Genomic DNA, 23,517 nt, shown 5'->3' on the forward strand with positions numbered 1-23,517 from the left:
CTCAAACGTAAACATAGGTCTAAGCATATAGATAAAATTCTAATTTTGGTCTGACCAATATTAAGATAAAAATCAAAATACTCTTAATATTTGCAACAAATAATAGTTTTATACAAATAAATGTCAACATTGGTCTAGTTATTTATTTAAATGGTCATACCAATTTAAATAAAGATGATCTTTGTTCGCAGCATAAAAAATACGGTGAAGAAAAATTTAAACTTTGTTTTTTCTGTAGTTTTTAAAAGGAAGGAAAAACCAAATTTATTCGGCACAGCCTTATACAACTTTCGTCTAATACAGTAAAATACGTGTGCTTTCTTCTAAGATGAATTGAACGCTTGATCAAAGGAATCATGGATAAATTCAGCTCAAGTGGCCGCTATTCGGCTTAAAAACATGTGGATTAAAAGAATTTTTTAGACAAAAAAATAACGCCATTATTGACTGCAACAATGGCGTCATCGTGTATTTATAACAGCAACTCACACCTTACTGTGGCTTAACCTGTCACCACGTTCAGGCGCTTTAAACGCGAAATATGCAAATCAATTTGCCCTGCAATTTCAGGTAAAATTTGCTTTAAAAACTGGCTATAGTTCATTGCATCTTCTGCTCTTAATACGCCTGCTTGTACCAATTGTTCCTGCTGTAGCAACATACTTTGTACACGGTTTAAATCAGGCTTTTGCCCTTGGCTTAAACCTGTACTAATTTGCTTAAAGCCTAAATACAACTGATCACGTTGCTGGATTAATTGCTGCATTTCAACTGCAGATACCGCAGCACGCTCTAGCATAGCGTTTGTTTCCAGTACATTTTCAGATTCATCTGAATATAGACTTTGCGTTGTTTCTATCTCTGTGGAAGCCGTGTTCGGTTTCACCCACACTGTTTCAGAAACAGTCTTATTCGGTGGTTGAAACACATACACCACGGTAAACAACACCGCGACCGCCAAAACAAAAAAGCCAATACCGAGCCATCGAGTCCCATTCATGTGCATGCTCCATAAGCAAACCATCCTAAAATGCGCTCAATTCAAATATCGTCTTGAGCGCCTTAGCATGCTTTGCCTGTTATGATCGGCTTAAAAATTACGGCGTCGACCAATCGCTTGGTGCATAACCCAAACGCACTCGCTGTGGGTGATTCCCCACTGGCACACTGCGGACTTTTTCTCCCGTAGCAAAGTCAATCACCGTTACCACATCGGTTTCACTTTCTGAAATCACACAGCTTTTTCCATCTGGGCTACGGGTTGCCCAATATGGTTTACCTGCAGGAATCAGTTTGCCTGCTTTTAAACTCTGACGGTCTACAATGGTCGCGTAATCATCCATCGTGCCTGCCACACAGAGTTTTTCGCCATCTGCGCTGATGGATAAACCATGATGACGTGAATCATTTACCCATTTGCTGCGGTCTTTTGGAATTGTACTGCTGCCCGGTAATTGTCCAATACGCGTGACTTTATCGGTTTTTAAGTCGTATTCCACCAAACCATTAAAAAATGAAACCTGCGCATAAAGTTTGCTTTCATCTTTACTTAGCACCATAGGACGCACTGAGTTGGATAAATCTTTACGTCCAAAGGCATCTAACGCAGGTCGGAAATCAATTTTTTTCAGAACTTTATAATTGTTGGCATCGGCAATGGTAATAAAGCGCTTACCTTTGGTAAAATCTTGCCACTGTGCATCCATCGAAGTTTCTACGTTACCAATCGCAGAGTTTAAGATTTTCGTTCCACCTGCAAAGTAAATATTTTCGTGCGGCTTATCCCCTGTTGCAAAACGCCCCAATTCTTTACCTGTATGAATATCTAAAACATGCACCACATTACCTGACGATGCCGACACAGCAACACGTTGTCCATCTGGTGAAACCGCCATGTGGTCTGCGCGGAAACCTTCGACTGGAGTACGCCAATTAATTTTGCCCGTTTTAATGTTGATGGATACTACATCGGCAAAACTTGGACGTGAAGCCACAATCGACTGTCCATCTGGCGTGGAATACATATCATCCACCAACTGGTCATTGCCCTCACCTGCAGTTTGTTGAATGTAAGTGTAGGCAATCAATTTCACTGGATTTAAATGAATTTCTAATAAACGCTCTTTGCGGTCAGGAATCATATTGACCACACCCACTTTGCCAAAGTCTTGTGAAGGGTGAATCACCGTCACTGTGCCATCCCAGTTATTGCCGACAAAAAAGACTTGTTGGGTATTCGGTGGCTGCGGTAAATAGGTCGAATCTGCATAACTTTGTGCGCTGACACAACTTCCTAAAGCCAGCACGCCTTGAAGTAGATGTTTAAACACCTTGTTGGAATAATTCATGTTCTTGTTCTCCCTGAACAGCAAAATGAAAGTGTTGTTTTTGTTTTGGCTTGTGTTTTTACATATTTGTTGTTTTTAACTGAAGCCTGCCTAATCCATCTTGAAGCGATCTTGAAGATTGTTGGCGTGGCATTGATTGGGCAATAGCATAAGAGTTTTTGTAATTTTGCGTCTAGGGTTCGAGCTAGACTATCCGATAGCAGGTCAAGTTTCAGATAAACAGAAATACAGCATCACATCCTGTTAAAATGCCAAGTATGATAAAAGCTTGTTTTTGTCGATGAAATGACAGTAATCCCATACCCATTCAAGCATTTAAACTCAAGAATATAAGGATGTGCCGAGATGCAGTTGTTGGAACTTAAAACCTTGCGTAAACAGCTTCGACAACAGCGCAGAGCGGTCACGCGCACCCAACAGCAACACGCACAGCAAGCTGTTTTGCAGCGGCTAATACGACTGCCAAAATTTCAGTACGCAAAAAAAGTGGGTATGTATTTACATGCTTTTGGTGAAATTCATACACACCGCATCATTGAATATTGCTTCGCGCATAGCAAACAAGTGTATTTGCCCATGATTTGCAATATGAATCAACACTTGGTGTGGGTACAAATCACCCCACAACAATATCGTCAGCGTCGCTTTGCCCATCATCGTTTGGGGATGCAAGAACCAAGAACAAGTCGCGGAAAACACATCTCCCATTTAGATTTAGTCTTGATGCCCTTATTGGCTTGCGATACGCATGGCACCCGCATTGGAATGGGCGGTGGTTATTATGACCGCACTTTAGCCTCTGCCCCGCAGCATCCTTATCGCTTAGGGATTGCACATGATTTTCAGCTAATTCATACACGCTTGCCACGTGAAAATTGGGATCAACCTGTAGATGCCTTACTAACTCCACAACATTTTTTACAGTTTAAACGCACCTTGAAACGCTAAATTGATCATTTTGACTGAATAGATCAATTTAAAATCACATATTTAGCTACTTTTTAAACAATTTGTGTTGACCTGCCCTTGTATTTTAAAAAATACCCATCACTATTAAAAACATGGCAACACCGTTGTCACTCATTAGGAGTGCCCATGTCTGAAATTATTATGAATCAAGAAACCTTAGAGCCTCAGGTTCCAAGTGTATTACCGCTTTTAGCGCTACGTGATGTGGTGGTTTATCCACACATGCAAATCGCGCTATTTGTAGGTCGTGAAAAATCGATCAATGCAGTTGATGTGGCTCGTAACAGTGACAATCTAGTATTTGTAGTTGCGCAAAAAGATTCGCTTACAGAAGAAATTGATCACGACAATTTATATCAATACGGTACTGTCGCGAAGATTGTGCAAGTTGTGAATCACGAAAATGATGAAAACTGTATCAAAGTGCTGATTGAAGGCTTATACCGCGCCAAACTCGAAAAAATTATTGATGAAGACGCGTATTTGACTGCAGAACACAGCTTGAGCCCAATGACTGTTGCGATGGATGAAAATACCCAAGCAACACGTTTGCAAGAATTACGTGCCTTATTTGCGCAATATGCAGAAGCAAAATTACGCAATGCACGTGAACTGATTGCTGCTGCCAATAAAATTGAAGATTTATTGCAGTTGTTGTTCTTTGTTGCAACCCGTGTGCCATTGAATATTGATGTCAAACAAAAATTCCTTGAGCACGATGAGTTTGAAGCTCACTTGACCGAGTTAATGACTTATTTATTGCAACAGTCTGAAGAACAGCAGATTGAGCAAACCTTGCATGACTCTGTTAAACGCCAGATGGAAAAAAATCAGCGTGAATACTTCTTGAATGAGAAGATGAAAGTCATTCAACGCGAACTGTCCGATATGAACGGCGGTGCGGAAGATGATGTCGCTGAAATTGAAAAACGTCTGGCCGAAGCAGACTTGCCAGAACATGTCCGCAAAAAAGCAGAAGCTGAGTTCCGTAAGCTAAAAGCCATGCAACCTGCATCTAGCGAAGCGGCTGTGGTACGTAACTATCTGGAAGTAATTTTAGATACGCCATGGAACAAAGCCAGCAAAGTCAGCATTAACTTGGCGAAAGCACAAGAAATTTTAGATGCCGACCATTACGGTTTAGATGAAGTCAAAGACCGTATTGTGGAATACCTTGCTGTGCAGTCGCGCGTGAAAAAACTCAAAGGTCCAATTCTGTGCTTAGTCGGTCCTCCGGGTGTAGGTAAAACCTCACTGGGTGAATCGGTTGCAAAAGCCACTGGACGTGAGTTCGTGCGCATGGCGCTAGGCGGCGTACGTGATGAAGCGGAAATTCGCGGTCACCGCCGTACCTATATTGGTGCGATGCCGGGTAAAATTGTGCAGTCATTGACTAAAGTTGGTGTGAAGAACCCACTGTTCTTGCTCGATGAAATTGACAAAATGGCACAGGATTACCGTGGCGACCCTGCATCTGCTTTGTTAGAAGTACTTGATCCATCACAAAACAACAAGTTTAATGATCACTATTTAGATCTAGACTTAGACTTGTCTGAAGTGATGTTCATTTGTACTGCCAACAGCATGAATATTCCAGAAGCTCTGTTAGATCGTATGGAAGTAATTCGTCTACCGGGTTATACCGAAGATGAAAAAGTGAATATTGCAGAACGCTATCTTGTCCCTAAAGCCATCAAAAATAATGGCTTGCGTGCTAAAGAATTGACGGTTCATGAAGAAGCGATTCGTGACATTGTGCAGCGCTATACACGTGAAGCAGGTGTGCGTAGTCTGGAACGTGAAGTGTCAAAAATTGCCCGTAAGGTGGTGAAAGAAGCAGTCAGCAAAAAAGCCAAAAACCTACAGGTAGATGTGACTTCACAAAACTTGCCTGACTACCTTGGTCCACACAAATTTGACTATGGTATGGCAGAAGAAGAAGCCGAAGTGGGTCGTGTAAATGGCTTGGCTTGGACTTCAGTGGGTGGTGAATTACTCACCATTGAAGTGGCAACCATGAAAGGCAAAGGTAATTTCATCACCACAGGTTCATTGGGTGATGTGATGCAAGAGTCAATCAAAGCCGCGATGACCGTTGTGCGTACCCGTGCCGACAGTTTAGGCATTGAAGCCAATGTATTTGCCGAAACCGATGTACACGTACACTTGCCAGAAGGTGCAACACCTAAAGATGGTCCATCTGCAGGTTTGGCATTGACTACGGCATTGGTATCTGCATTTACAGATATTCCAATTCGTCCTGATATTGCCATGACAGGCGAAACCAGCTTACGTGGTCGTGCAATGCGCATTGGTGGCTTGAAAGAGAAACTTCTTGCGGCACATCGTGGTGGTATCAAACTGGTATTTATCCCACAGGAAAACGTGCGTGACTTGTCTGAAATTCCAGACAATGTCAAAGAAGGTTTGGAAATCAAGGCTGTGAAAAGCATTGATGAAATCTTGCCTTTGGCACTGACCAGTATGCCTAAGCCTTTAACCAAGGCACCGATTGTGAAGCCAGTAGCAGCAGGCAAAGCCGCACGTCATTAAGCAAGTTACTCTGCTTTAAGCATAGAACATCTCAAAAGAGCACTTCGGTGCTCTTTTGTTGTATTTAGATTCTGGATTTAAAATAATTGAATAATTTTTTAATTATTTTTAAAATGGATAGTCTGTTTTTAATTCAATTTCCTTGAAAAATAGGCAAACCATCCACATATATAAATTTAAGATACATCGCGCTGTATGTTTCTTGTTTGGTCTATTTAGACCGATAAATTGATCAGACGCTTTTGATTGAAGCGTGCTTCATGGTCTGGTCATCCATATCTCCAGGTGGATGACCTTTTAACCGCAGTCCTATTTCAATTCAGGGCTGCGTTTTTTATGCGCTGCGATCAATCATCAAGGTGATAAAATCTGTGCAACCAAGCCATTCACGACATGTGCCATTTTTTCAAAATTTACTGTTTTTAAAGTATCACCTGTGGTATGGCGAAGTGTGCTGCGATAACTGCCTGTATCGGTAATTAAAATGGCAGGAATATCATATTTCCAATAATTTAAATGATCTGAAAAATCCATGCCCTTGACGAAAGTCGGTGCGACCACACGCTCACATTGCAATTGATTCAAACGCTGCATCGCATTGCAATAGGTTGCACTCATTTCACGTGACTGCATATTGCTCAATGCCGCAATAAAATTGCCATGACTTGGGTAAATCCACTTTAAACCGATTGGATAATTTTGCACCAAGTTTTTGTCGTAATAACCAATCATATCCAGCACATACACCGCACGGATTTTTTCTTTTTCAGCCTGCACAGATTTGGCATGTACAAAACTGCCCATCGACTCAGTTTTAAAAAATGGTGGTTCTGCCAAGGTATAAAATACAAATTCTACATTTTGACTAAGTTTATTCTTTTCCTGCGCCAAAATTCGTGCTGTTTCGATTACACCTGCCACGCCAGAAGCGTTGTCATTTGCCCCCTGCTGCTGCCCATAAACATCGTAATGCGCACCAAAAATCGTTTTTTGCGCAGCACCGATATTCAATTTGCACACCACATTGCGGTAGCTTTGCTGATTGACCACATAATTTTGAAATTGACACGGAATTCCAAATACTCGCATTTGTTCCCGAATCCATGCCGAAACCCGATTCAGTTCAATCACATTTTTATAATGACGATACTGTTCGGAATTACCCAAACCCTGCTGCCCAATCACTTGCTGCATATAGACTTGCAAATTGTTTGGTTCTGCCCATTGAGCCTCAGGCACAGCAAATGTAGCAGTGGTCATCAATCCCATACCCGCGCCCAATATCCATGAATATAACTGCTGACTTTGAAACGCGCGCATGCTGATAATTCCAAGACAAAAAAGACCAATAAGATTGCTGAGTATTAAAGCAACAGCCTGTTGGCAAATTCAATTGCAAATTGTGTCGTTACACAGCGCTTGTGTTGAATCATGGTTATAATGCGAGATTCTGATTGATCGCTACATGAACTCGCCTATGAAAATTCGCATTCTGACCATTGGACAAAAAATGCCTGCTTGGGTGCTGACTGGTTTTGAAGATTATTTCAAACGGATTCAGCCTTTTGTGCAGACTCAAATTGTCGAACTGCCAATGGCGAAACGTGGCAAAAATGATTCTGAGGCCGATATTCTAAAATATCGCCAAATTGAAGGTGATAGCATTTTAAATGCCATGAAAAACAATGAGGTGTTAATTGCCTTGGAAGTGGGCGGCAAAGAGTTCAGTACCGAAAAACTTGCAGAAACCATGAAAGGCTGGATGCTAGAAGGCAATGATGTCGTGCTTGCGATTGGTGGACCAGATGGTCACTCTGAAGCAGTACGTAAAGCAGCAGCATGGCATTGGTCATTATCCAAACTAACTTTGCCACACCCTTTAGTTCGCGTGATGCTGATTGAGCAGCTATACCGTGCTATGAGCATCAACCACAACCATCCTTATCATCGTGCAGGTTAAATCAACTTATTCAATTTGTACGTTGAGTTATCAAAATATCTTCAACTCAAACGACGTTGCAAAGCTGCAACATAGCGTTGAACAAAAGTACATTTCGCTATACACACTTTTTTGCGATGCTGTAGAACAGCAGGCTTTAGGGATCTAGGCATGAACTTACAGACATTACCCGGTTTATTTATCTCACATGGTTCGCCCATGTTGGCACTCAATCCTGAACAGGTCGGGCCTGCACTCAGCCGTTTAAGTGAAAATTTGCCAACACCGCAAGCCATTGTGGTGATGTCGGCGCATTGGGAAAGTAATGCACTGGAGGTCAACACAGGTATTCGCCCTGAAACATGGCATGACTTCCGTGGTTTTCCTGAAGCCTTGTACGCCCTGCGCTACCCTGCACCTGGCTTACCTGAACTGGCAGAAGATATTTTGCAGCGTTTGGCTGATGCGGGCTTTGCTGCCCATGCCAACAGCACACGCCCGCATGATCATGGCGTATGGATGCCATTACTACACATGTATCCCGATGCCAATATTCCAGTGATTACCATTTCTTTGCCCATGAATATGAGCGCCGAACAGATTTATCACATTGGGCAAAGTTTAGCGCCATTACGTGAACAGCAAATTTTACTGATTGGCTCAGGCAGTATCACCCATAACTTACGTGAATTATCATGGAATACACCCAATGCGGCTGTGCCTGAATGGGCATCTAGTTTCCGTAATCGTGTGGTGCAGCATTTAAGTCATCGCAATTATGATGCAGTACTAGATTGGCAACAATTGCCACATGTAGCACGTAATCACCCAACCCTAGAACACTTTGCACCGCTGTTTTTTGCAATGGGTACGGGAGATCGATTTAACATTGTACATAGCAGCTTTAGCATGGGTTCACTCGGTATGGATATTTATCGTTTTGACTAACCGATAGCTCCGCTTATTTAAAATCTGACTTTTTAATTTGGATACATTTTGTTAGCAAAAGCTACGATTTGTATCCATATTTTTTGTTAATCTCTTGATTATAATCACGTTGAAACTTTAGCACATAGAATATAAACCAATGAAATTCAGTATTTTTGCGCTTGCCCTGCTCCCTTTGGCTTTAACTGCATGTCAATCTTCACATCTTCCTGCCACTTCAGGAGATCCGGCTATTTCTACTCTATCCACCACATTAAAAACGCCTACACAAATTTTGCCCGCTTATACCTGGGAACTTGATCGTGGGCTGCAACGCCCGATTGTTCTGAGCTTTGATCAACGAGGCAGACTAAGTGTAGCTTCTGGCTGTAATGGCCTTGGCACGAGCTGGACTGTTAAAGATAATACCCTGAGTACGGGTGACATGATGGGCACCATGATGGCATGTGATGCACCATTAATGGAACAGGAACGTTTTATCAGCCAGCTTCTGCAAAAGCGTAATATTCCGTTTAGTCTGGATCTAAATGATGCCAATCAGCCAAAACTGAGTATTACTGCAGCTGATGGTCAAAAATATGTCTTTACCGGAAAAATGACACCGGAAACCAAATACCAAGGTCAGGCAGAAACCATTTTCCTGGAAGTTTCGTCACAGACTAAAGCCTGTACGGGTGTAGCTCAGCAAACCTGCTTACAGGTGAAAGAAATCAAATATGATGAAAAAGGCTTAAAGACTCAGGTCGATAAAGACTGGACTTTATTTTACGATCAGATCGAAGGTTTTCAGCATTCATCGAATGAGCGTCAGATTATTCGGGTAAAACGTTATGAAATTAAAAATCCGGCAGCTGACCAGTCTAAATATGCCTATGTATTCGACATGACCGTAGAGCGTGAAGCAGTCAAAGGCACTCTATAACGATAAAATCGCAATATAAAAAAACCGAGGCATTCACCTCGGTTTTTTTTCAAGCTTAAACTCAGTCAGACTTAGAATACGCCTTGAGAAAGCATTGCATCAGCAACTTTTACGAAGCCAGCGATGTTTGCGCCGTCTACATAGTTCACGGTACCGTCTTCTTTCGTACCGAATTTTACGCAGTTGCGGTGAATTTCTTTCATGATTGCGTGTAAGCGCTCATCAACTTCTTCGAAAGTCCAGCCTAAACGCAATGCGTTTTGAGACATTTCCAGACCAGAAGTTGCTACACCACCGGCGTTAGATGCTTTACCTGGCGCATAAAGAATTTTCGCTTCAACGAATTTCTCAACCGCTTCAAGTGTAGAAGGCATGTTCGCACCTTCAGCAACACAGATTACGCCGTTTGCAAGAAGCGCTGCTGCATCATTCGCATCAAGTTCGTTTTGAGTCGCACATGGAAGCGCGATATCACATTTAATACCCCAAGGACGTTGACCTTCAAGGTATTCAAAACCGTGCTTAGACGCAAATTCAGAAATACGACCACGTTTTACGTTTTTAAGTTCCATCACTTCAGCAAGTAATTCTGGCGTGAAACCTTCTTTCACGTACACAGTACCATTCGAGTCAGAAAGTGAAACTACTTTCGCACCCAAGTACATTGCTTTGTCTGCAGCAAATTGTGCAACGTTGCCTGAACCAGAAATCGCAACGACTTTATCTTTAAAGCAATCGCCACGAGTCTTGAGCATTTCCTCAGCGAAATACACAGTACCGTAACCTGTAGCTTCTGGACGCGCCAAAGAACCACCGAAAGACAAGCCTTTACCTGTGAATACACATGAAGTGTCATTGCTGAGCTTCTTCATCATACCCGCCATGTAACCCACTTCACGACCGCCTACACCAATATCACCCGCAGGAATATCCGTGTTAGAGCCTAAATGACGATATAACTCGATCATTAAGGCTTGGCAGAAACGCATAATTTCGCCTTCAGACTTACCTTTAGGGTCAAAGTCTGAACCACCTTTACCACCGCCCATTGGCAATGTGGTCAAAGCATTTTTAAAGGTTTGTTCAAAACCTAAGAATTTTAAAATTGAAAGGTTCACTGATGGGTGGAAACGCATACCACCTTTAAATGGACCAATTGCTGAGTTGTACTGTACACGGAATGCACGGTTTACGTGGGTTTGACCTTGGTCATCTACCCAAGAAACGCGGAACTGAATTGCACGCTCAGGCTCAACCAAACGCTCAAGCAAACCATGTGCTGCATATTGAGGGTTCTTTTCAATGAACGGCCAAAGGCTGGTCATTACTTCTTCTACAGCTTGTAGAAACTCTGGTTGATGTGCATCACGTGTTTTAACGTAATCTAGGAATTCGTTAAGGCTGTTGTATTTCAACGCTTAATCCTCAGCAGAAAATGGATCAAAATTGGTCAAAATTTCAATCAATGATATATTTTGGCGCAAAATATTAAATATCTTTTGTTAACAATCTACAATAGTTTTTTTCAAAAAACTTTAAAACATTTGTATTTTCATAAATTTAACTTATTTTTTAGCGTGTTAAGCCCATAAGTTAATGTAACAAATTAATTCATAGTTTTGAGCATTTTTGCCCAAAAAGCTAGCAATTGTTGTTCTTAATTTGCGCACAAGCCTAAAAGCAAAAATCGTGCTAAAATCATCGACCTAGAATTTCCCCCCTAGCCTTATCTTCCGTTTTTCTGCTGCTGTTTAAAGTGGCATTGGTTTGTCCATGAATTCGCAAATTGCTCTGATTCAAAATATTGATGCGCTACTCCCTCAAACTCAATGTGGCTTATGTGGTCACCGTGATGGCTGTTTACCCTACGCCAAAGCGATTGCAGAAGGCGAAGCGGCCAATAAATGCGTACCCGGTGGACAACCTGTTGCAGATGCACTAGCAAACTTACTGCAACGCCCTGTATTGACCGCAGAAGCCAGTGTTTGGCCTGTGCAGGCAGATGGACGCCCACAGCGTATGAAAGCCCTAATTCGTGAAGATGAGTGCATTGGTTGTACCAAATGTATTAATGCCTGCCCTGTCGATGCCATTTTAGGCTCAGGCAAACTCATGCACAGCATTTTGACTGATTTATGTACTGGCTGTGAATTGTGTATCCCACCTTGCCCTGTCGATTGCATTGACTTGGTAGAAGATACACAACCCCTGCTTTCTGATAGCGCACGAGTGGCAGAACAGAATGATTTACGCCAACGCTACTACGCCCACATACAACGTGAAGAACAACGTCGTCTGCACCGTAAAGGCCCTGTGGTACGTGCAGAAATTGATACCGAACTGTTTGCTCAATTTTCTGCACAAGCCGATGCTGCTGTGCCTGTGATTGAATTGCCTGTGCAAAAAAATGAACAGATTTCCACTGCCGATGCACAAACCACCATCGAACTGGCAAAATTACGCACACAAATTAAAAAACTCGAAAAACAACTCAGTGTGCGTGACGATGAGAAAAAACGGCTATTACTAACCAATTTACAACAACAGTTACGTGAATTAGGAGCATAAACATGCCCGAAAGAAATACACGTCTGACCAATAAAGCGGTCAAAACAACGGCTGCCAAAAGCACCACGCTCAAAGAAAAGCCGTCTAAAAATATGACCAAAAAGCAAATTCAGACTTTTTTTGAGCGCTTACGTGACCAACGTCCAAATCCGACCACTGAACTGAATTTTTCCAATCCATTTGAATTGCTGATAGCGGTGACCTTATCTGCACAAGCGACCGATGTCAGCGTCAATAAAGCCACCGACAAACTGTTTCCTGTTGCCAATACTCCCGAAGCGATTTATGCCTTAGGTGTGGAAGGTTTAAAAGAATATATTAAAACCATCGGGCTGTATAATTCCAAAGCAGAAAATGTCATTAAAACCTGCAAAATTCTCATCGAAAAACACGGCAGCATCGTGCCTGATAATCGTGCCGATTTAGAAGCCTTGCCCGGCGTGGGACGCAAAACGGCCAATGTAGTGTTAAATACCGCATTTGGACAGCCTACTATGGCGGTCGATACGCATATTTTCCGCTTAGGTAACCGTACAGGTTTAGCTGTAGGTAAAAATGTTTTAGAAGTCGAACACCGTTTGATTAAAGTCATTCCTAAAGAATTTTTAATTGACTCACATCACTGGCTGATTTTACATGGCCGTTATTGTTGTATTGCGCGTAAGCCTAAATGTGGTGAATGTGTGGTGTCAGATGTGTGTAACTGGCCTGATCGCTTTGAATTTGGCGCGCATCGGCATATCACGCTGCATGAAATTCATCACGAGCCCGTATCTAAGTAAGTGCTTCGGTAGAGTTTTGCAAAGTGATCTAAACTTATTGAAGACAAGCTAGATCATCAAAGCAATGTGGATCATCCAAAATAGTGTGGATAACTGTGCAATCTATGCACAAGATTGTACAGAGATGAACTTGTTTCTTCATGGTTGGTATTTTCACCGTTACCTAATCTTTTTGTCTCTGTAACTGCTTGAGATTTTATAAAAATTACAATACCTAAAGTAATAATACCAACCACAAGAATTATTAATAGAATTTTATTCTTTTTCATAAGGTTTTATAAAAACTGCCCAAATTTAAAATTGCAATCTTTTGCAGATGTGTGATGGTTTATTTATCCTGAGAATCTTCAGACTGACGTTGTTGCTCTTGCTGTTGTTTAAGTTTCGGATGCAATTGATAGTGCTTGCCTGATTTTTTTTCAGCCGAATTCTGAGCTTGTGTGTTGCGCAACAACTTATAGCTCACAAAAACAAGAAAGCCTAAAACGGCAATACTTGCCAATAACATGATGATCACAGCAGCATGTTGCAAAGCACTCTCCCAAACTGAAACAAATAAAAAGAGCCCTAATATGAATCAGGACTCTTTTAAAGTCAAAACAAGCAGCCTGTTTAAACGATTTTATTTTCTTTTAAACAGACTTGGTCTAAGACCTAGACTTATTTTGCTTGGTCTAAAATAGCAAACAAATCTGCTTGAACTTCTTCAATTGGACGAAGACCATTCAATTTGTTATAGCTTGGTGCATTTTCACCAGAAGCAGCACGACCTTGATAGAAGCCAACCAATTGCTCAGTTTCTGAGTGATACGCTTTTAAACGCTTACGAATGGTTTCTTCTTGGTCATCTGGACGTTGAACCAAATCTTCGCCAGTTTCGTCATCTTTACCTTCCACTTTTGGTGGATTGTAAACAAGGTGATAAATACGACCAGATGCAGGGTGCTGACGACGACCAGACAAACGTTGTACGATTTCTTCGTCTGCAACATCAATTTCAATCACGTGGTCGATATTGATGCCTTCGCTTTCCAAGGCTTCAGCTTGTGGAATAGTGCGAGGGAAACCATCAAAAATACAACCATTCACGCAATCTGGCTGCGCAATACGCTCTTTCACTAAGCCAATGATCAGTTCATCAGATACCAAACCGCCACCGTCCATGACGCTTTTGGCTTGTAGACCTAATTCAGTACCTTCACGAATTGCAGCACGGAGCATATCACCGGTTGAAATTTGTGGGATATTGTAGCGCTTACAGATCAACTGAGCTTGTGTACCTTTACCTGCTCCAGGTGGTCCGAGTAAGATAATGCGCATAAAAAAACATCCTCATTTTAACAATGTATTTGACACTCGTTGCATATCAGAGCCATCGCCCTTTACGCAGCCAGCATCCTCTTATAAGAAAGCGACAAACAAATGTATTAAACCAGCAATAAAACCAGTTACACCACCCAAGACAATTAAAATCCACTCATCTTCCTGAAAGGCAGGACGCAAGAGATTCTGGAATTCTTTTGGCGTCAGTTCACGAATACGATCTCTGAACATTTGATAAATTTTCTGTGCACGGCTCGCATTAAAGGCAGGGTCGCATACAGGCACCATCGTAATTTCAATCGAACGATCAATCAAGTCAGTCTTGAGTTTGGCATACTCTTTTGGCCCCAAAGACAACTGTAAAGAGGTACGAACCAATGGTGTTTCCATAATTTCGTTGATGTGGCGTTTGACAATACGGCGGGTTTTGTCTTTTTTACTGCCATACATCATTTCAGTCATAATCGATTTTAACGTAATCAGATCTTCTGTGACTACCGTTGCAAACACATCCGAGACTTCTTCTTGGCGTTTCATGAACGCACCCTGAATATTATAAGTCCCAATGCGTGGAATCACTGGCTTAATCCATGGAAATTGACGATTTTCAGTCAATTTAAAGAACTGCGGATATTTCACGTAATGTGGTTCGACTGGGTTAAATACCATCCAAATCGCAATCCAGTTGGTCAAGAAGCCCCAAATTGCCGCCCAAAATGGAACCGTCCAGTGCCATGGTACAAGAAACCAAACAATCATTTGGAAAATACCAAAGAACATCCCAATCAATGCACTGATATGCCAAATAAAGTTAATTTCTTTTTGACCGACTTTTAGGAACATACGCACCATTAAGCGGCGATCACCTTCCATTTGGCTGACCACCATTTCACGCATATCCACCAAGGATTCAACATTCAAGGTCAGTTCAGTCACCAATTCACGCAGCACACCTGGCAATTGTTTATGCGCCTGTGCGTAAATACGGCGTTTAATCGAATACGGTAGGTTTTCCCAAAGCACAGCATTGCGGTCTAACATGACCTCATCAATTAAGTGCTCAAGTTCAAAACCCACTTGCTCACCAATAATACGCGCCATATCTTCAGGGTCCATAGCATTGAGAAACTCACGCAATGAACCTAATTTTGACAATGTGTTATCGGTAATGATGCCTGAAATACGCCCTGCTTTACGCGGTACAATCCCCTGCCATCCCACAGGAATAGGCCCAAGGTGAAAGCCCCAAAAGCTAATTGGATAGAACACCATTTTTAGTGCCATCCACACGTGCGCCCAAGTCACAAAAGCAGTCACAGGAATAATACTGAGCACGGCCCAAAAATCTGGACGATTCAAAAAGGTTTGCCACAACTGATTGACGTACTCAAGCATGCATTTTTTCCATATTTAGTTCTAATTACAAGATTCTAAAGTAGTTAAAAGTCACTATTCTGACTACAAACCCATACTGAGCGTATAGGAAAATTGTAGTCTAGGCTCAGTTTCCGCAATCACTCGCCCTTGTCGATCTTCCAATTTTTCACCTGCGCCAATGCCAACACTAAAGCTACTGATGCGTTCAGGGCTCAGTAATACATAAGCCAGATCAATGCCTGCACCTAAACGCGCTTTTTCTTCACCATCCACCCATTTAGATTCTAGGTGTCCTGCGTAAGCGCCAATATAATAACCATTTTTGTCTTTACCTGTGAGGTGGTATGGGTAACGAAAACCTGTTTGCCCACCGACTTCATGGTCACCATTTAAAAAAGCCCCCGCTTTTAGATAGGCAATGCCATAAGGATTGACCCATTCACCATTCAAATGCAGTAATTTTTGGGTAATACCCGCCCCTACATTCCAGGTTTTTGCGCTATCTGCGCTAATTTTTGCTTCAGGTAAAAAAGTAGTGTTCCCAGCAAAGCTAAAACTTGAAAAGGCAAGTAATGCCACGAAAGAATAGACTTTTGTCATTATTGTCACCAGTGTCCATTTGTTTTAATTTTAAAAACAGTCCTGTTTTCGTGTTTTGACTCTAGCAGAATTGTCAGGATTCTTATATACAGCAAATTACAATTTTGATGTCGCTAAAGTCAAAAATTAAGATTGCGCCCATCTTCTAGGTTAAATCGGGCAATTCAGTCAAACATGGTTACTCAAAATTGCCAATAGATGCGTTAGAATAGTCCAAATTCGTTCTCCCTCATTTTTGTTAAGCCAATTTTTGTATGAAACAACACTATCCGTTAAAAAATGCTCAGCAAGAGAAGCGTATTTTTCGCAATCGCATCTTTTTTTCGGTGGGTGTTGTGGTTTTTTTCTTGCTGCTGTTGGTGGCTCGTTATGCCTTTTTACAAATTAGCGGCTACGATGAATTTGCGACTGCATCAGATAAAAACCGAATTCGGCTACAACCACTCGCACCTGCACGTGGTTATATTTATGACCGCAATGGTGTGTTATTGGCAGATAACTACCCTGTGTTCTCAGCCACTTTAAGCCGTGCAGATGTTGAAGATATTGACGATACCATTGCGCGACTGACACCTGTTTTACAACTGACAGAAGAAGATATCGATCGCTTTAAAAGTCGGATTAAAACTTCACGTAAAACTGAACGTGTATCGATCAAGCTGAATTTAAATGAATCGGATATTGCCCGTTTTAGTGAAGTTAAATTTCAATTCCCTGGGGTCAATATTGAAACCCAGATGACACGTTACTATCCGCATGGTGACTTATTTGCGCACGTGATTGGTTATGTCGGGCGCATTAACGACAAAGAACTGAAAGAAATTGACAAAGATGCTTATGCAGGCACCAACTTGATTGGCAAAATTGGGGTGGAGAAATCGTATGAGCACTTGCTACATGGCGTACCCGGCAACGAATCTGTAGAAGCCGATGCACATGGTAATGTGCTGCGCAATTTAGGACGTAAAGACCCTGTACGTGGCAATGATTTGTTTTTGTCATTGGATTATGGCTTGCAAGTGGTCGCCTCTGAACAACTGGCAGAACGCCGTGGTGCAATTGTGGCACTTGACCCACGTACAGGTGAAATTTTAGCTTTAGTCTCCAGTCCGAGTTTTAACCCTAACTTATTTGTCACAGGTATTAGCCATACCGACTACTCTGCCTTACGCGATAATTTAGATCAACCACTCTATAACCGTGCAGTACAAGGTGTTTATCCACCGGGTTCTACCATTAAGCCGATGTTTGGTTTAGGCGGTATTCATTATGGCTATGTCGACTGGAAAACCGCCATTCAGGATTATGGTTATTTCACTTTACCAGGCGACAGCCACCGTTTCCGTGACCATAAAAAAACTGGGCATGGCATTGTCGATATGCACAAAGCTCAAGTCGTGTCGTGTGATACCTACTTCTATGTATTGTCGTATCGCATGGGCATTGAAAAAATGAACGACTGGATGCGTCAATTTGGCTTTAGTGAAAAAACTGGGGTCGATTTACCAAGTGAAAGCACAGGACTCTACCCAAACCCGGACTGGAAAATGCGTACGCGCAAAGCCAAATGGATGAAAGGTGAAACAATTTCCGTCAGTATTGGTCAGGGTGCATTTACCTCGACACCATTGCAATTAGCAATGGCCACCGCCATCACCGCCAACAAAGGATTTAAAGTCACACCGCACGTGTTACGTGAAAGTCGTGGCGCGAAACCATTTAAAGTTCACAATGGTACCAACGGAAAAATTGACTTTAACGGCACAGAAGAAGACTGGATTAAAATGCGTGATGCCATGGTTGATGTGATTCAATCAGGTACAGGTAAAGGGATTAAAGGCGGCTTGCAATATTCAGTTGCAGGTAAAACAGGTACAGCACAGGTTAAAAGTATTGCGCAAGGTAAACGCTATAACGAAGCCTTATTGACCGACCGTCAGCTTGACCACGGTTTATTTGTTGGCTTCGCTCCTGCCGAAAACCCTGAAATCGCAATTGCCATCATTCTAGAAAATGGTCGCGGTGGTTCTGCAGCAACGGCTTTGGCGCGTCCAATTTTAGACTATTGGTTACTGAATAAAAATAAAAAGCCAATTCGTCCATCTGCCGCACAAGTGAGTGGTGGCTTAATGACTGCAGGTTTAAAACCAAGTGAATTGCCAAGTGGTGAAGTCCCTTCATCTACTGCACCAAATACGAATAACGTGAATAATCCGAATACAGCAACCAATCACCCTGCGCTCAACCCAAATCCTTCGCAAACTACTCCGAGTTCAGCTCCAACCAATCCACCTGCAACTGCGCCAACAGCAGTTGTACCCACTAACCCAATTGAGAGCGACTAAGCCATGAAAAATCAACTACGCATTATTGGTGGAGAATGGAAACGTCGTCAGTTGGCTTTTGCTTCAATTGAGGGATTACGCCCTACGCCCGACCGAGTGCGCGAAACCTTATTCAACTGGTTAATGTGGGATGTGCAAAACGCCAAAGTGTTAGACCTCTGTTCAGGTTCGGGCGCTTTAGCTTTTGAAGCCCTGTCTCGCGGTGCGGCACACGTGGTCATGATTGAGCCAAACCGTACACAAGCACAGTTTTTACAGCAAAATTTAGAATTATTACGCGTCAATAAAAGCAAAGCACAATTAAAAGTTTCTACCGCACAACATGCTTTGGCGACACTAAAAGATCAGTTTGATTTGGTATTTTTAGACCCGCCTTATAGTTTAGATTTATGGGAAGAATTGGCAGGGTTGGCTGATCCACTCATTGCGGCACAAGGTCTGATTTATGTTGAAGCAGATCGTGATTTAAACCTGTTAAAATTACCGCAGACTTGGCAAAAAGTTAAAGAGAGCAAAGCGGGAACTGTACGTGCGGGCTTATACCAAAAGATTGTTGTTTAAATTTTCTCCTTAAAAGATACGCGGTAATTTTATGACTATCGACACTTTTCAAGAGTCATCTATTAATGTAATATTATAACATTACATATTGTAGTGTTTATCTTCATGAAAGTTCGTTCATCTTTAAAAAGTGCAAAATCGCGTGCCGATTGTCAAATTGTGAAACGTCGTGGCAAATTATTTGTGATTTGCAAATCCAACCCACGTTTTAAAGCAAGACAGGGATAATCCCCTGTCTTTTAGTTTTGATAGATTATTACACTGAAATAGTGTGCTTATTCTGAATAGTAACGTGTATCGACACTAAAACTTTCAGGAAATTTTGCTTGAACCTGCGCATAAAATGCCATGATTTCAGCCATATCTTTTTCAAAATCACCGGTTGGATGCACAATTTTTCCCACACCCGTTTTCTTTTTTGCGTAATCCATATACGCCAAAGCAATTGGCACACCTGCATTTAACGCAACATGATAAAAACCTGTTTTCCATTGTTCTTGACGCGCACGTGTGGCTTCAGGCGTCACCAACATCACCAATTTAGGATGGTTTTTAAATAAGTCCGTCATGAGCTGAACCATACTAGGTCGTGCTTCGCCTGGTGCTTTCGGACGACGGTCTATACCAATACCTCCCATTGCACGAACAAATGGCCCAAACGGCAATTTCATATAGCTGTCTTTAATGGTCAGGCGAACATTAACGCCCAAAGCTTTAAGCCCTAAACGTGCATATAACGCATCCCAATTACTGGTATGCGGTGCTGCAATCATCACATATTGGTCTAACTCCAACGGACAATGATTGTCGATTTCCCAACCCATTAAATTTAAGCTTCGCTCAGCTAACTTTTCAAACACAACCGCATACCCCAAATAAAGTGTGCGAATTTTAGCAAGCATCGACAAATACAAAAGTCTAAAACGACGAATAAATAAACAAATACTTTATAAATGTATAAAAATTTCCTGCACTCATCTTATTTTTGTTATTCCATGCAAAATCATACTGTTTTTGCGCTTATTCATTGCTAGATTCAAGCAAGTTTAAAATGGTAAATATATAAATTTACGCACAGTTTGCTGAGTTTTTTACGGTCTAATCCGATGTAATCCTTGAAGTGAAACTTAAAACTTTAAAACATCGGGCTTGTTATGATTTGCTACAAATCTTCATTAAAAATAAGGCAAATTGGCTTTTCAGATACAAGGTGAAAGTTTAAGGTGGCAGCAAGACAAGTTTGAAGTTTAGAACATTTATGCTGAATCGTTATCCGATTGCACTCAGTACACTTAGCTTATTTTTAGTAGCTTGCGGATCAACTGATCCAAGCAGGGAATATCAATCCGCTTTGCCTTCTGAGCCACAAATTACGCCTAAAACTGAAGTTCAAAATTCAGCAACTTCATGGACAGGACAAGCTACAGGTAACTTTAGAGCCTTATTGCCTTGTGACAACTGTGAACAGCATGTGATTCATTTACGCCTGAATGATGATCAAACCTTTCAACTCAGCGACATTAAACGCTCGAAACAGCGCCAGCGCGAAAACCAAGTGGCGGGAACGATTCAAGCTGCTCAGGGCAACAATCAGCAAGACAAACAGAACCAACACCCATCGCAAAACACGGCAAATGAATGGTTGCTCAATACAGAAAATGGGCAAGCATATGCACATATTCAACTCACAGCGCACGGTCTTAAATTCAGTTTATACAATCAGAAAAAGACACAAAATCAGCAGAAAAATGAAACTCAGGTTTTCTTACATCCTGTAGAAAATATGCAAGTCAGTAATGCCCTGAAGCATGTCGATATTCAGGCTGAACACGTACAAAATGTTGAGGTCAAAGAATTAAACGACCCTGTGATGGCACACGATTATTTTCTGGCAATTCACAATCAATCTGATCAAGCATTACAATTACATGCCAATGACTTGGTTTTGGTCGATCAGCAATATCAAGAATATGCAGCCGTAGTCGATCCGCATTTTTTAGAACCAATTCCTGCACAACAAAAACAATGGATTAAGGTGTCTTTCCATTACCCTGCTTCTGTAGAGGCAGATGTGATCAAAATTAAATAGGTTACAGCTGCTGCATTTCATAAATGAAGGAACATCAATTTAAGGATGTTTCAAAGTTCTTTGACTATTTTAAATAGCCATAAAAAAAAACCCTGCATCAGCAGGGTTTTCTTTTAAACCATCAAGCGATTACGCGTTGAATTGGTTCATTGTGTTTTTAGCTTCGTCCGCTGCTTTAAGCGCGTTGTCACCAGAGAAAATTTCTTTGTGATCGTCACCGATGTCAGAACCAGCCATTGCTTGGTGTTTCACACAAGCGATACCACCGCGGATTTCTTTACGTTGTACGCCAGCAACATAAGCCAACATACCTTCAGAACCGAAGTAACCTTGAGCAAGCTCGTGAGTAGAAAGAGCAGCTGTGTGGTAAGTAGGCAGAGTGATCAAGTGGTGGAACACGCCTGCTTCACGAGAAGCGTCTGCTTGGAATGTACGTACTTTTTCGTCAGCTTCAGCAGCCAATTCAGAATCGTCGTACTCAGCGCTCATTAATTTAGCGCGGTCGTATGCAGATACGTCTTTACCTTCAGCAACCCAACGGTCGTACGCTTGTTGACGGAAGTTCAGTGTCCAGTTGAATGATGGAGAGTTGTTGTAAACAAGTTTCGCATTTGGCACAACTTCACGTACACGGTTAACCATGTGAGCGATTTCTTCTACGTTTGGAGTCGCAGTTTCGATCCAAAGAAGGTCAGCACCGTTTTGTAAGCTAGTTACACAGTCAAGTACAACGCGGTCAATTTGAGTGCCTTCACGGAACTGGTACAAGCCAGAAGCTAAACGCTTAGGACGGTGTAATTTACCATCACGCTTGATTAGGATTTCGTCTTCTTTCGCTTCAGAGATGTCAATTTCTTGAGTGTCTAAGTAGCTGATGTATTGAGAAGCGATGTCGCCTGGCTCTTTAACTACTGGGATTTTTTGAGTTAAGTCAGCGCCTTCAGAGTCAGTACGTGCAACGATGATACCGTCGTCAAGACCCATTTCTAAGAACGCATAACGTAACGCGTGGATTTTAGCGATGAAGTCTTCGTGTGGAACAGTTACTTTACCAGCTTGGTGACCACATTGTTTCGCGTCAGAAACTTGGTTTTCGATTTGAAGTGCACATGCACCCGCTTCGATCATTTTCTTAGCTAATAAGTAAGTTGCTTCTTCGTTACCGAAACCAGCGTCGATGTCCGCAATGATTGGCACAACGTGAGTTTCAAAGTTGTCGATTTGAGCAGTGATTTCAGCAGCTTTAGCAGTATCACCAGCGTCTTGTGCTTTTTTAAGTGCGCGGAACAAATCGTTTAATTCTTTCGCGTCAGCTTGACGTAAGAATGTGTAGATTTCTTCGATCAATGCAGGAACAGAAGTTTTTTCGTGCATAGATTGGTCAGGAAGTGGACCGAATTCTGAACGAAGTGCAGCAACCATCCAACCAGAAAGGTAGATATAACGGCGTTCAGTAGTACCGAAGTATTTTTTGTTCGCAATCATTTTTTGTTGCGCAACAAAACCGTGCCAGCAACCTAAAGATTGAGTGTATTTGCTTGAATCAGCATCATAAGCAGCCATATCACGACGCATAATCGCAGCTGTATATTTAGCAATATCTAAACCAGTTTTGAAACGGTTTTGCATTTGCATACGCGCAGCATCTTCAGGACTGATGTCTGCCCAAGTGTTGCCGAATTTTGCTTTTAATTCGCGGATTGCATCAATCGCTGTTTGGTATGTAGTCATGATATTGTACCCTGTAATATTATTTAGGATTTATCAATCGAAGGCTAAATCGCGCTTATGCTTGATTGCTCAGATTTAGAGCACTTCGTTACGATGAATACAGAGTAGAGTGACTGAATGAATTAATCCAATATTCTCGTGTAATTCTCGGTATTTTTTAAAAAAATGTATAGATCAAAGTCTTAATTCACAAAAACAATAAAAACACAAAATATTGATTTTAAAAACCTTATTTAGAAAACCAATCAAATATCTTTGCTTACAAATTCATCTCTGTGCCGATATTTTCTGCATTAGACTTAAGTCTTGCATTTCATAAAAAATGCTTGCATTGGCGATTTCTGCCATTTTTTAGCAAAATTTTGCTGCTTTTCAGCGCAATGTAAGTACATAAGTTTCATACAAAATAGAATCTGCTATCAGTTCTGCCAATGCTTTTAAGTGTTTTTGCATTTAAGATTA

The 23,517-nt window shown here is 41.7% G+C and carries 21 protein-coding genes; 11 read left to right on the forward strand and 10 right to left on the reverse strand.

Annotated features, from left to right (window positions below; all coding sequences use genetic code 11):
• Positions 1-502: 502 nt before the first annotated feature.
• Both VF675_RS00075 and VF675_RS00080 read right to left on the reverse strand, forming a co-directional pair.
• Positions 503-1,000: a hypothetical protein gene (locus VF675_RS00075; RefSeq protein WP_004970693.1), complete on the reverse strand. Its 498-nt coding sequence runs from the start codon at positions 998-1,000 to the stop codon at positions 503-505.
• Between the two features lie 97 nt (positions 1,001-1,097).
• Positions 1,098-2,348 carry a YncE family protein gene (locus VF675_RS00080; RefSeq protein WP_096902747.1) on the reverse strand — a complete coding sequence of 417 codons (1,251 nt, stop codon included), beginning with the start codon at positions 2,346-2,348 and terminating at the stop codon, positions 1,098-1,100.
• Positions 2,349-2,699: 351 nt separating this feature from the next.
• Here VF675_RS00080 and VF675_RS00085 point away from each other — a divergent pair, with 351 nt between their 5' ends.
• Positions 2,700-3,296: a 5-formyltetrahydrofolate cyclo-ligase gene (locus VF675_RS00085; protein WP_026438444.1), complete on the forward strand. Its 597-nt coding sequence runs from the start codon at positions 2,700-2,702 to the stop codon at positions 3,294-3,296.
• A 147-nt stretch (positions 3,297-3,443) separates the two neighbouring features.
• Positions 3,444-5,870, forward strand: a complete 2,427-nt coding sequence (gene lon / locus VF675_RS00090; protein ID WP_131260796.1) for an endopeptidase La — start codon at positions 3,444-3,446, stop codon at positions 5,868-5,870.
• 354 nt (positions 5,871-6,224) lie between these two features.
• Here the strand turns inward: lon and VF675_RS00095 are convergent, their stop codons facing one another.
• The gene (locus VF675_RS00095; RefSeq protein ID WP_404798769.1) at positions 6,225-7,190 is read right to left on the reverse strand and encodes a M28 family peptidase; all 966 of its coding nucleotides are present in this window, start codon (positions 7,188-7,190) and stop codon (positions 6,225-6,227) included.
• A gap of 157 nt (positions 7,191-7,347) precedes the next feature.
• Between VF675_RS00095 and rlmH the strand changes: the two genes are divergently transcribed.
• From rlmH to VF675_RS00110, 3 genes are all read left to right on the forward strand, one after another.
• Positions 7,348-7,830 carry a 23S rRNA (pseudouridine(1915)-N(3))-methyltransferase RlmH gene (gene rlmH / locus VF675_RS00100; RefSeq protein ID WP_096901486.1) on the forward strand — a complete coding sequence of 161 codons (483 nt, stop codon included), beginning with the start codon at positions 7,348-7,350 and terminating at the stop codon, positions 7,828-7,830.
• Between the two features lie 150 nt (positions 7,831-7,980).
• Positions 7,981-8,757, forward strand: a complete 777-nt coding sequence (locus VF675_RS00105) for a dioxygenase family protein (RefSeq protein WP_096901485.1) — start codon at positions 7,981-7,983, stop codon at positions 8,755-8,757.
• A 139-nt stretch (positions 8,758-8,896) separates the two neighbouring features.
• On the forward strand, positions 8,897-9,679 hold the full coding sequence (locus tag VF675_RS00110; protein ID WP_004970709.1) for an META and DUF4377 domain-containing protein: 783 nt from the start codon (positions 8,897-8,899) through the stop codon (positions 9,677-9,679).
• 71 nt (positions 9,680-9,750) lie between these two features.
• On the opposite strand, the gene gdhA is transcribed toward VF675_RS00110, so the two are convergent.
• A complete protein-coding gene (gene gdhA / locus VF675_RS00115) occupies positions 9,751-11,094 on the reverse strand; it encodes an NADP-specific glutamate dehydrogenase (RefSeq protein WP_004970711.1) in 1,344 nt (447 codons plus the stop codon).
• A gap of 358 nt (positions 11,095-11,452) precedes the next feature.
• Here gdhA and VF675_RS00120 point away from each other — a divergent pair, with 358 nt between their 5' ends.
• Positions 11,453-12,247, forward strand: coding sequence for an RnfABCDGE type electron transport complex subunit B (locus tag VF675_RS00120; RefSeq protein WP_004970712.1), 795 nt, complete (start codon positions 11,453-11,455; stop codon positions 12,245-12,247).
• Positions 12,248-12,339: 92 nt separating this feature from the next.
• Positions 12,340-13,029 (forward strand): endonuclease III, encoded by a 690-nt coding sequence (nth, locus tag VF675_RS00125; RefSeq protein ID WP_131260868.1) that lies wholly within the window; start codon positions 12,340-12,342, stop codon positions 13,027-13,029.
• 328 nt (positions 13,030-13,357) lie between these two features.
• On the opposite strand, the gene VF675_RS00130 is transcribed toward nth, so the two are convergent.
• The 4 genes from VF675_RS00130 to VF675_RS00145 all read right to left on the reverse strand — a co-directional run bounded on the left by VF675_RS00130 (position 13,358) and on the right by VF675_RS00145 (position 16,329).
• Positions 13,358-13,561 (reverse strand): hypothetical protein, encoded by a 204-nt coding sequence (locus tag VF675_RS00130; protein WP_004970716.1) that lies wholly within the window; start codon positions 13,559-13,561, stop codon positions 13,358-13,360.
• A gap of 128 nt (positions 13,562-13,689) precedes the next feature.
• On the reverse strand, positions 13,690-14,349 hold the full coding sequence (gene adk / locus VF675_RS00135) for an adenylate kinase (RefSeq protein ID WP_004970717.1): 660 nt from the start codon (positions 14,347-14,349) through the stop codon (positions 13,690-13,692).
• Positions 14,350-14,430: 81 nt separating this feature from the next.
• Positions 14,431-15,747: a hypothetical protein gene (locus VF675_RS00140; RefSeq protein ID WP_004970719.1), complete on the reverse strand. Its 1,317-nt coding sequence runs from the start codon at positions 15,745-15,747 to the stop codon at positions 14,431-14,433.
• A gap of 63 nt (positions 15,748-15,810) precedes the next feature.
• Positions 15,811-16,329: a hypothetical protein gene (locus VF675_RS00145; RefSeq protein WP_004970721.1), complete on the reverse strand. Its 519-nt coding sequence runs from the start codon at positions 16,327-16,329 to the stop codon at positions 15,811-15,813.
• 254 nt (positions 16,330-16,583) lie between these two features.
• Here VF675_RS00145 and mrdA point away from each other — a divergent pair, with 254 nt between their 5' ends.
• From mrdA to ykgO, 3 genes are all read left to right on the forward strand, one after another.
• Positions 16,584-18,674 carry a penicillin-binding protein 2 gene (mrdA, locus tag VF675_RS00150; RefSeq protein ID WP_096901482.1) on the forward strand — a complete coding sequence of 697 codons (2,091 nt, stop codon included), beginning with the start codon at positions 16,584-16,586 and terminating at the stop codon, positions 18,672-18,674.
• Between the two features lie 3 nt (positions 18,675-18,677).
• Positions 18,678-19,235 (forward strand): 16S rRNA (guanine(966)-N(2))-methyltransferase RsmD, encoded by a 558-nt coding sequence (gene rsmD, locus VF675_RS00155; protein WP_004970724.1) that lies wholly within the window; start codon positions 18,678-18,680, stop codon positions 19,233-19,235.
• A gap of 105 nt (positions 19,236-19,340) precedes the next feature.
• Entirely contained in the window at positions 19,341-19,463 is a 123-nt protein-coding gene (gene ykgO, locus VF675_RS00160; protein ID WP_026438469.1) for a type B 50S ribosomal protein L36, read from the forward strand.
• Between the two features lie 47 nt (positions 19,464-19,510).
• On the opposite strand, the gene VF675_RS00165 is transcribed toward ykgO, so the two are convergent.
• Complete coding sequence (locus VF675_RS00165; RefSeq protein ID WP_104852321.1) at positions 19,511-20,137, reverse strand: 1-acyl-sn-glycerol-3-phosphate acyltransferase; 627 nt, start codon at positions 20,135-20,137, stop codon at positions 19,511-19,513.
• Positions 20,138-20,493: 356 nt separating this feature from the next.
• On the opposite strand from VF675_RS00165, the gene VF675_RS00170 reads away from it, so the two are divergent.
• Positions 20,494-21,324 carry a copper resistance protein NlpE N-terminal domain-containing protein gene (locus tag VF675_RS00170; protein WP_440204581.1) on the forward strand — a complete coding sequence of 277 codons (831 nt, stop codon included), beginning with the start codon at positions 20,494-20,496 and terminating at the stop codon, positions 21,322-21,324.
• A 129-nt stretch (positions 21,325-21,453) separates the two neighbouring features.
• Here the strand turns inward: VF675_RS00170 and VF675_RS00175 are convergent, their stop codons facing one another.
• Positions 21,454-23,055 carry an isocitrate lyase gene (locus VF675_RS00175; protein WP_004977281.1) on the reverse strand — a complete coding sequence of 534 codons (1,602 nt, stop codon included), beginning with the start codon at positions 23,053-23,055 and terminating at the stop codon, positions 21,454-21,456.
• Positions 23,056-23,517: the final 462 nt, after the last annotated feature.

Source organism: Acinetobacter sp. Lyrl_1 (assembly GCF_051948795.1).
GTDB lineage: Bacteria > Pseudomonadota > Gammaproteobacteria > Pseudomonadales > Moraxellaceae > Acinetobacter > Acinetobacter towneri.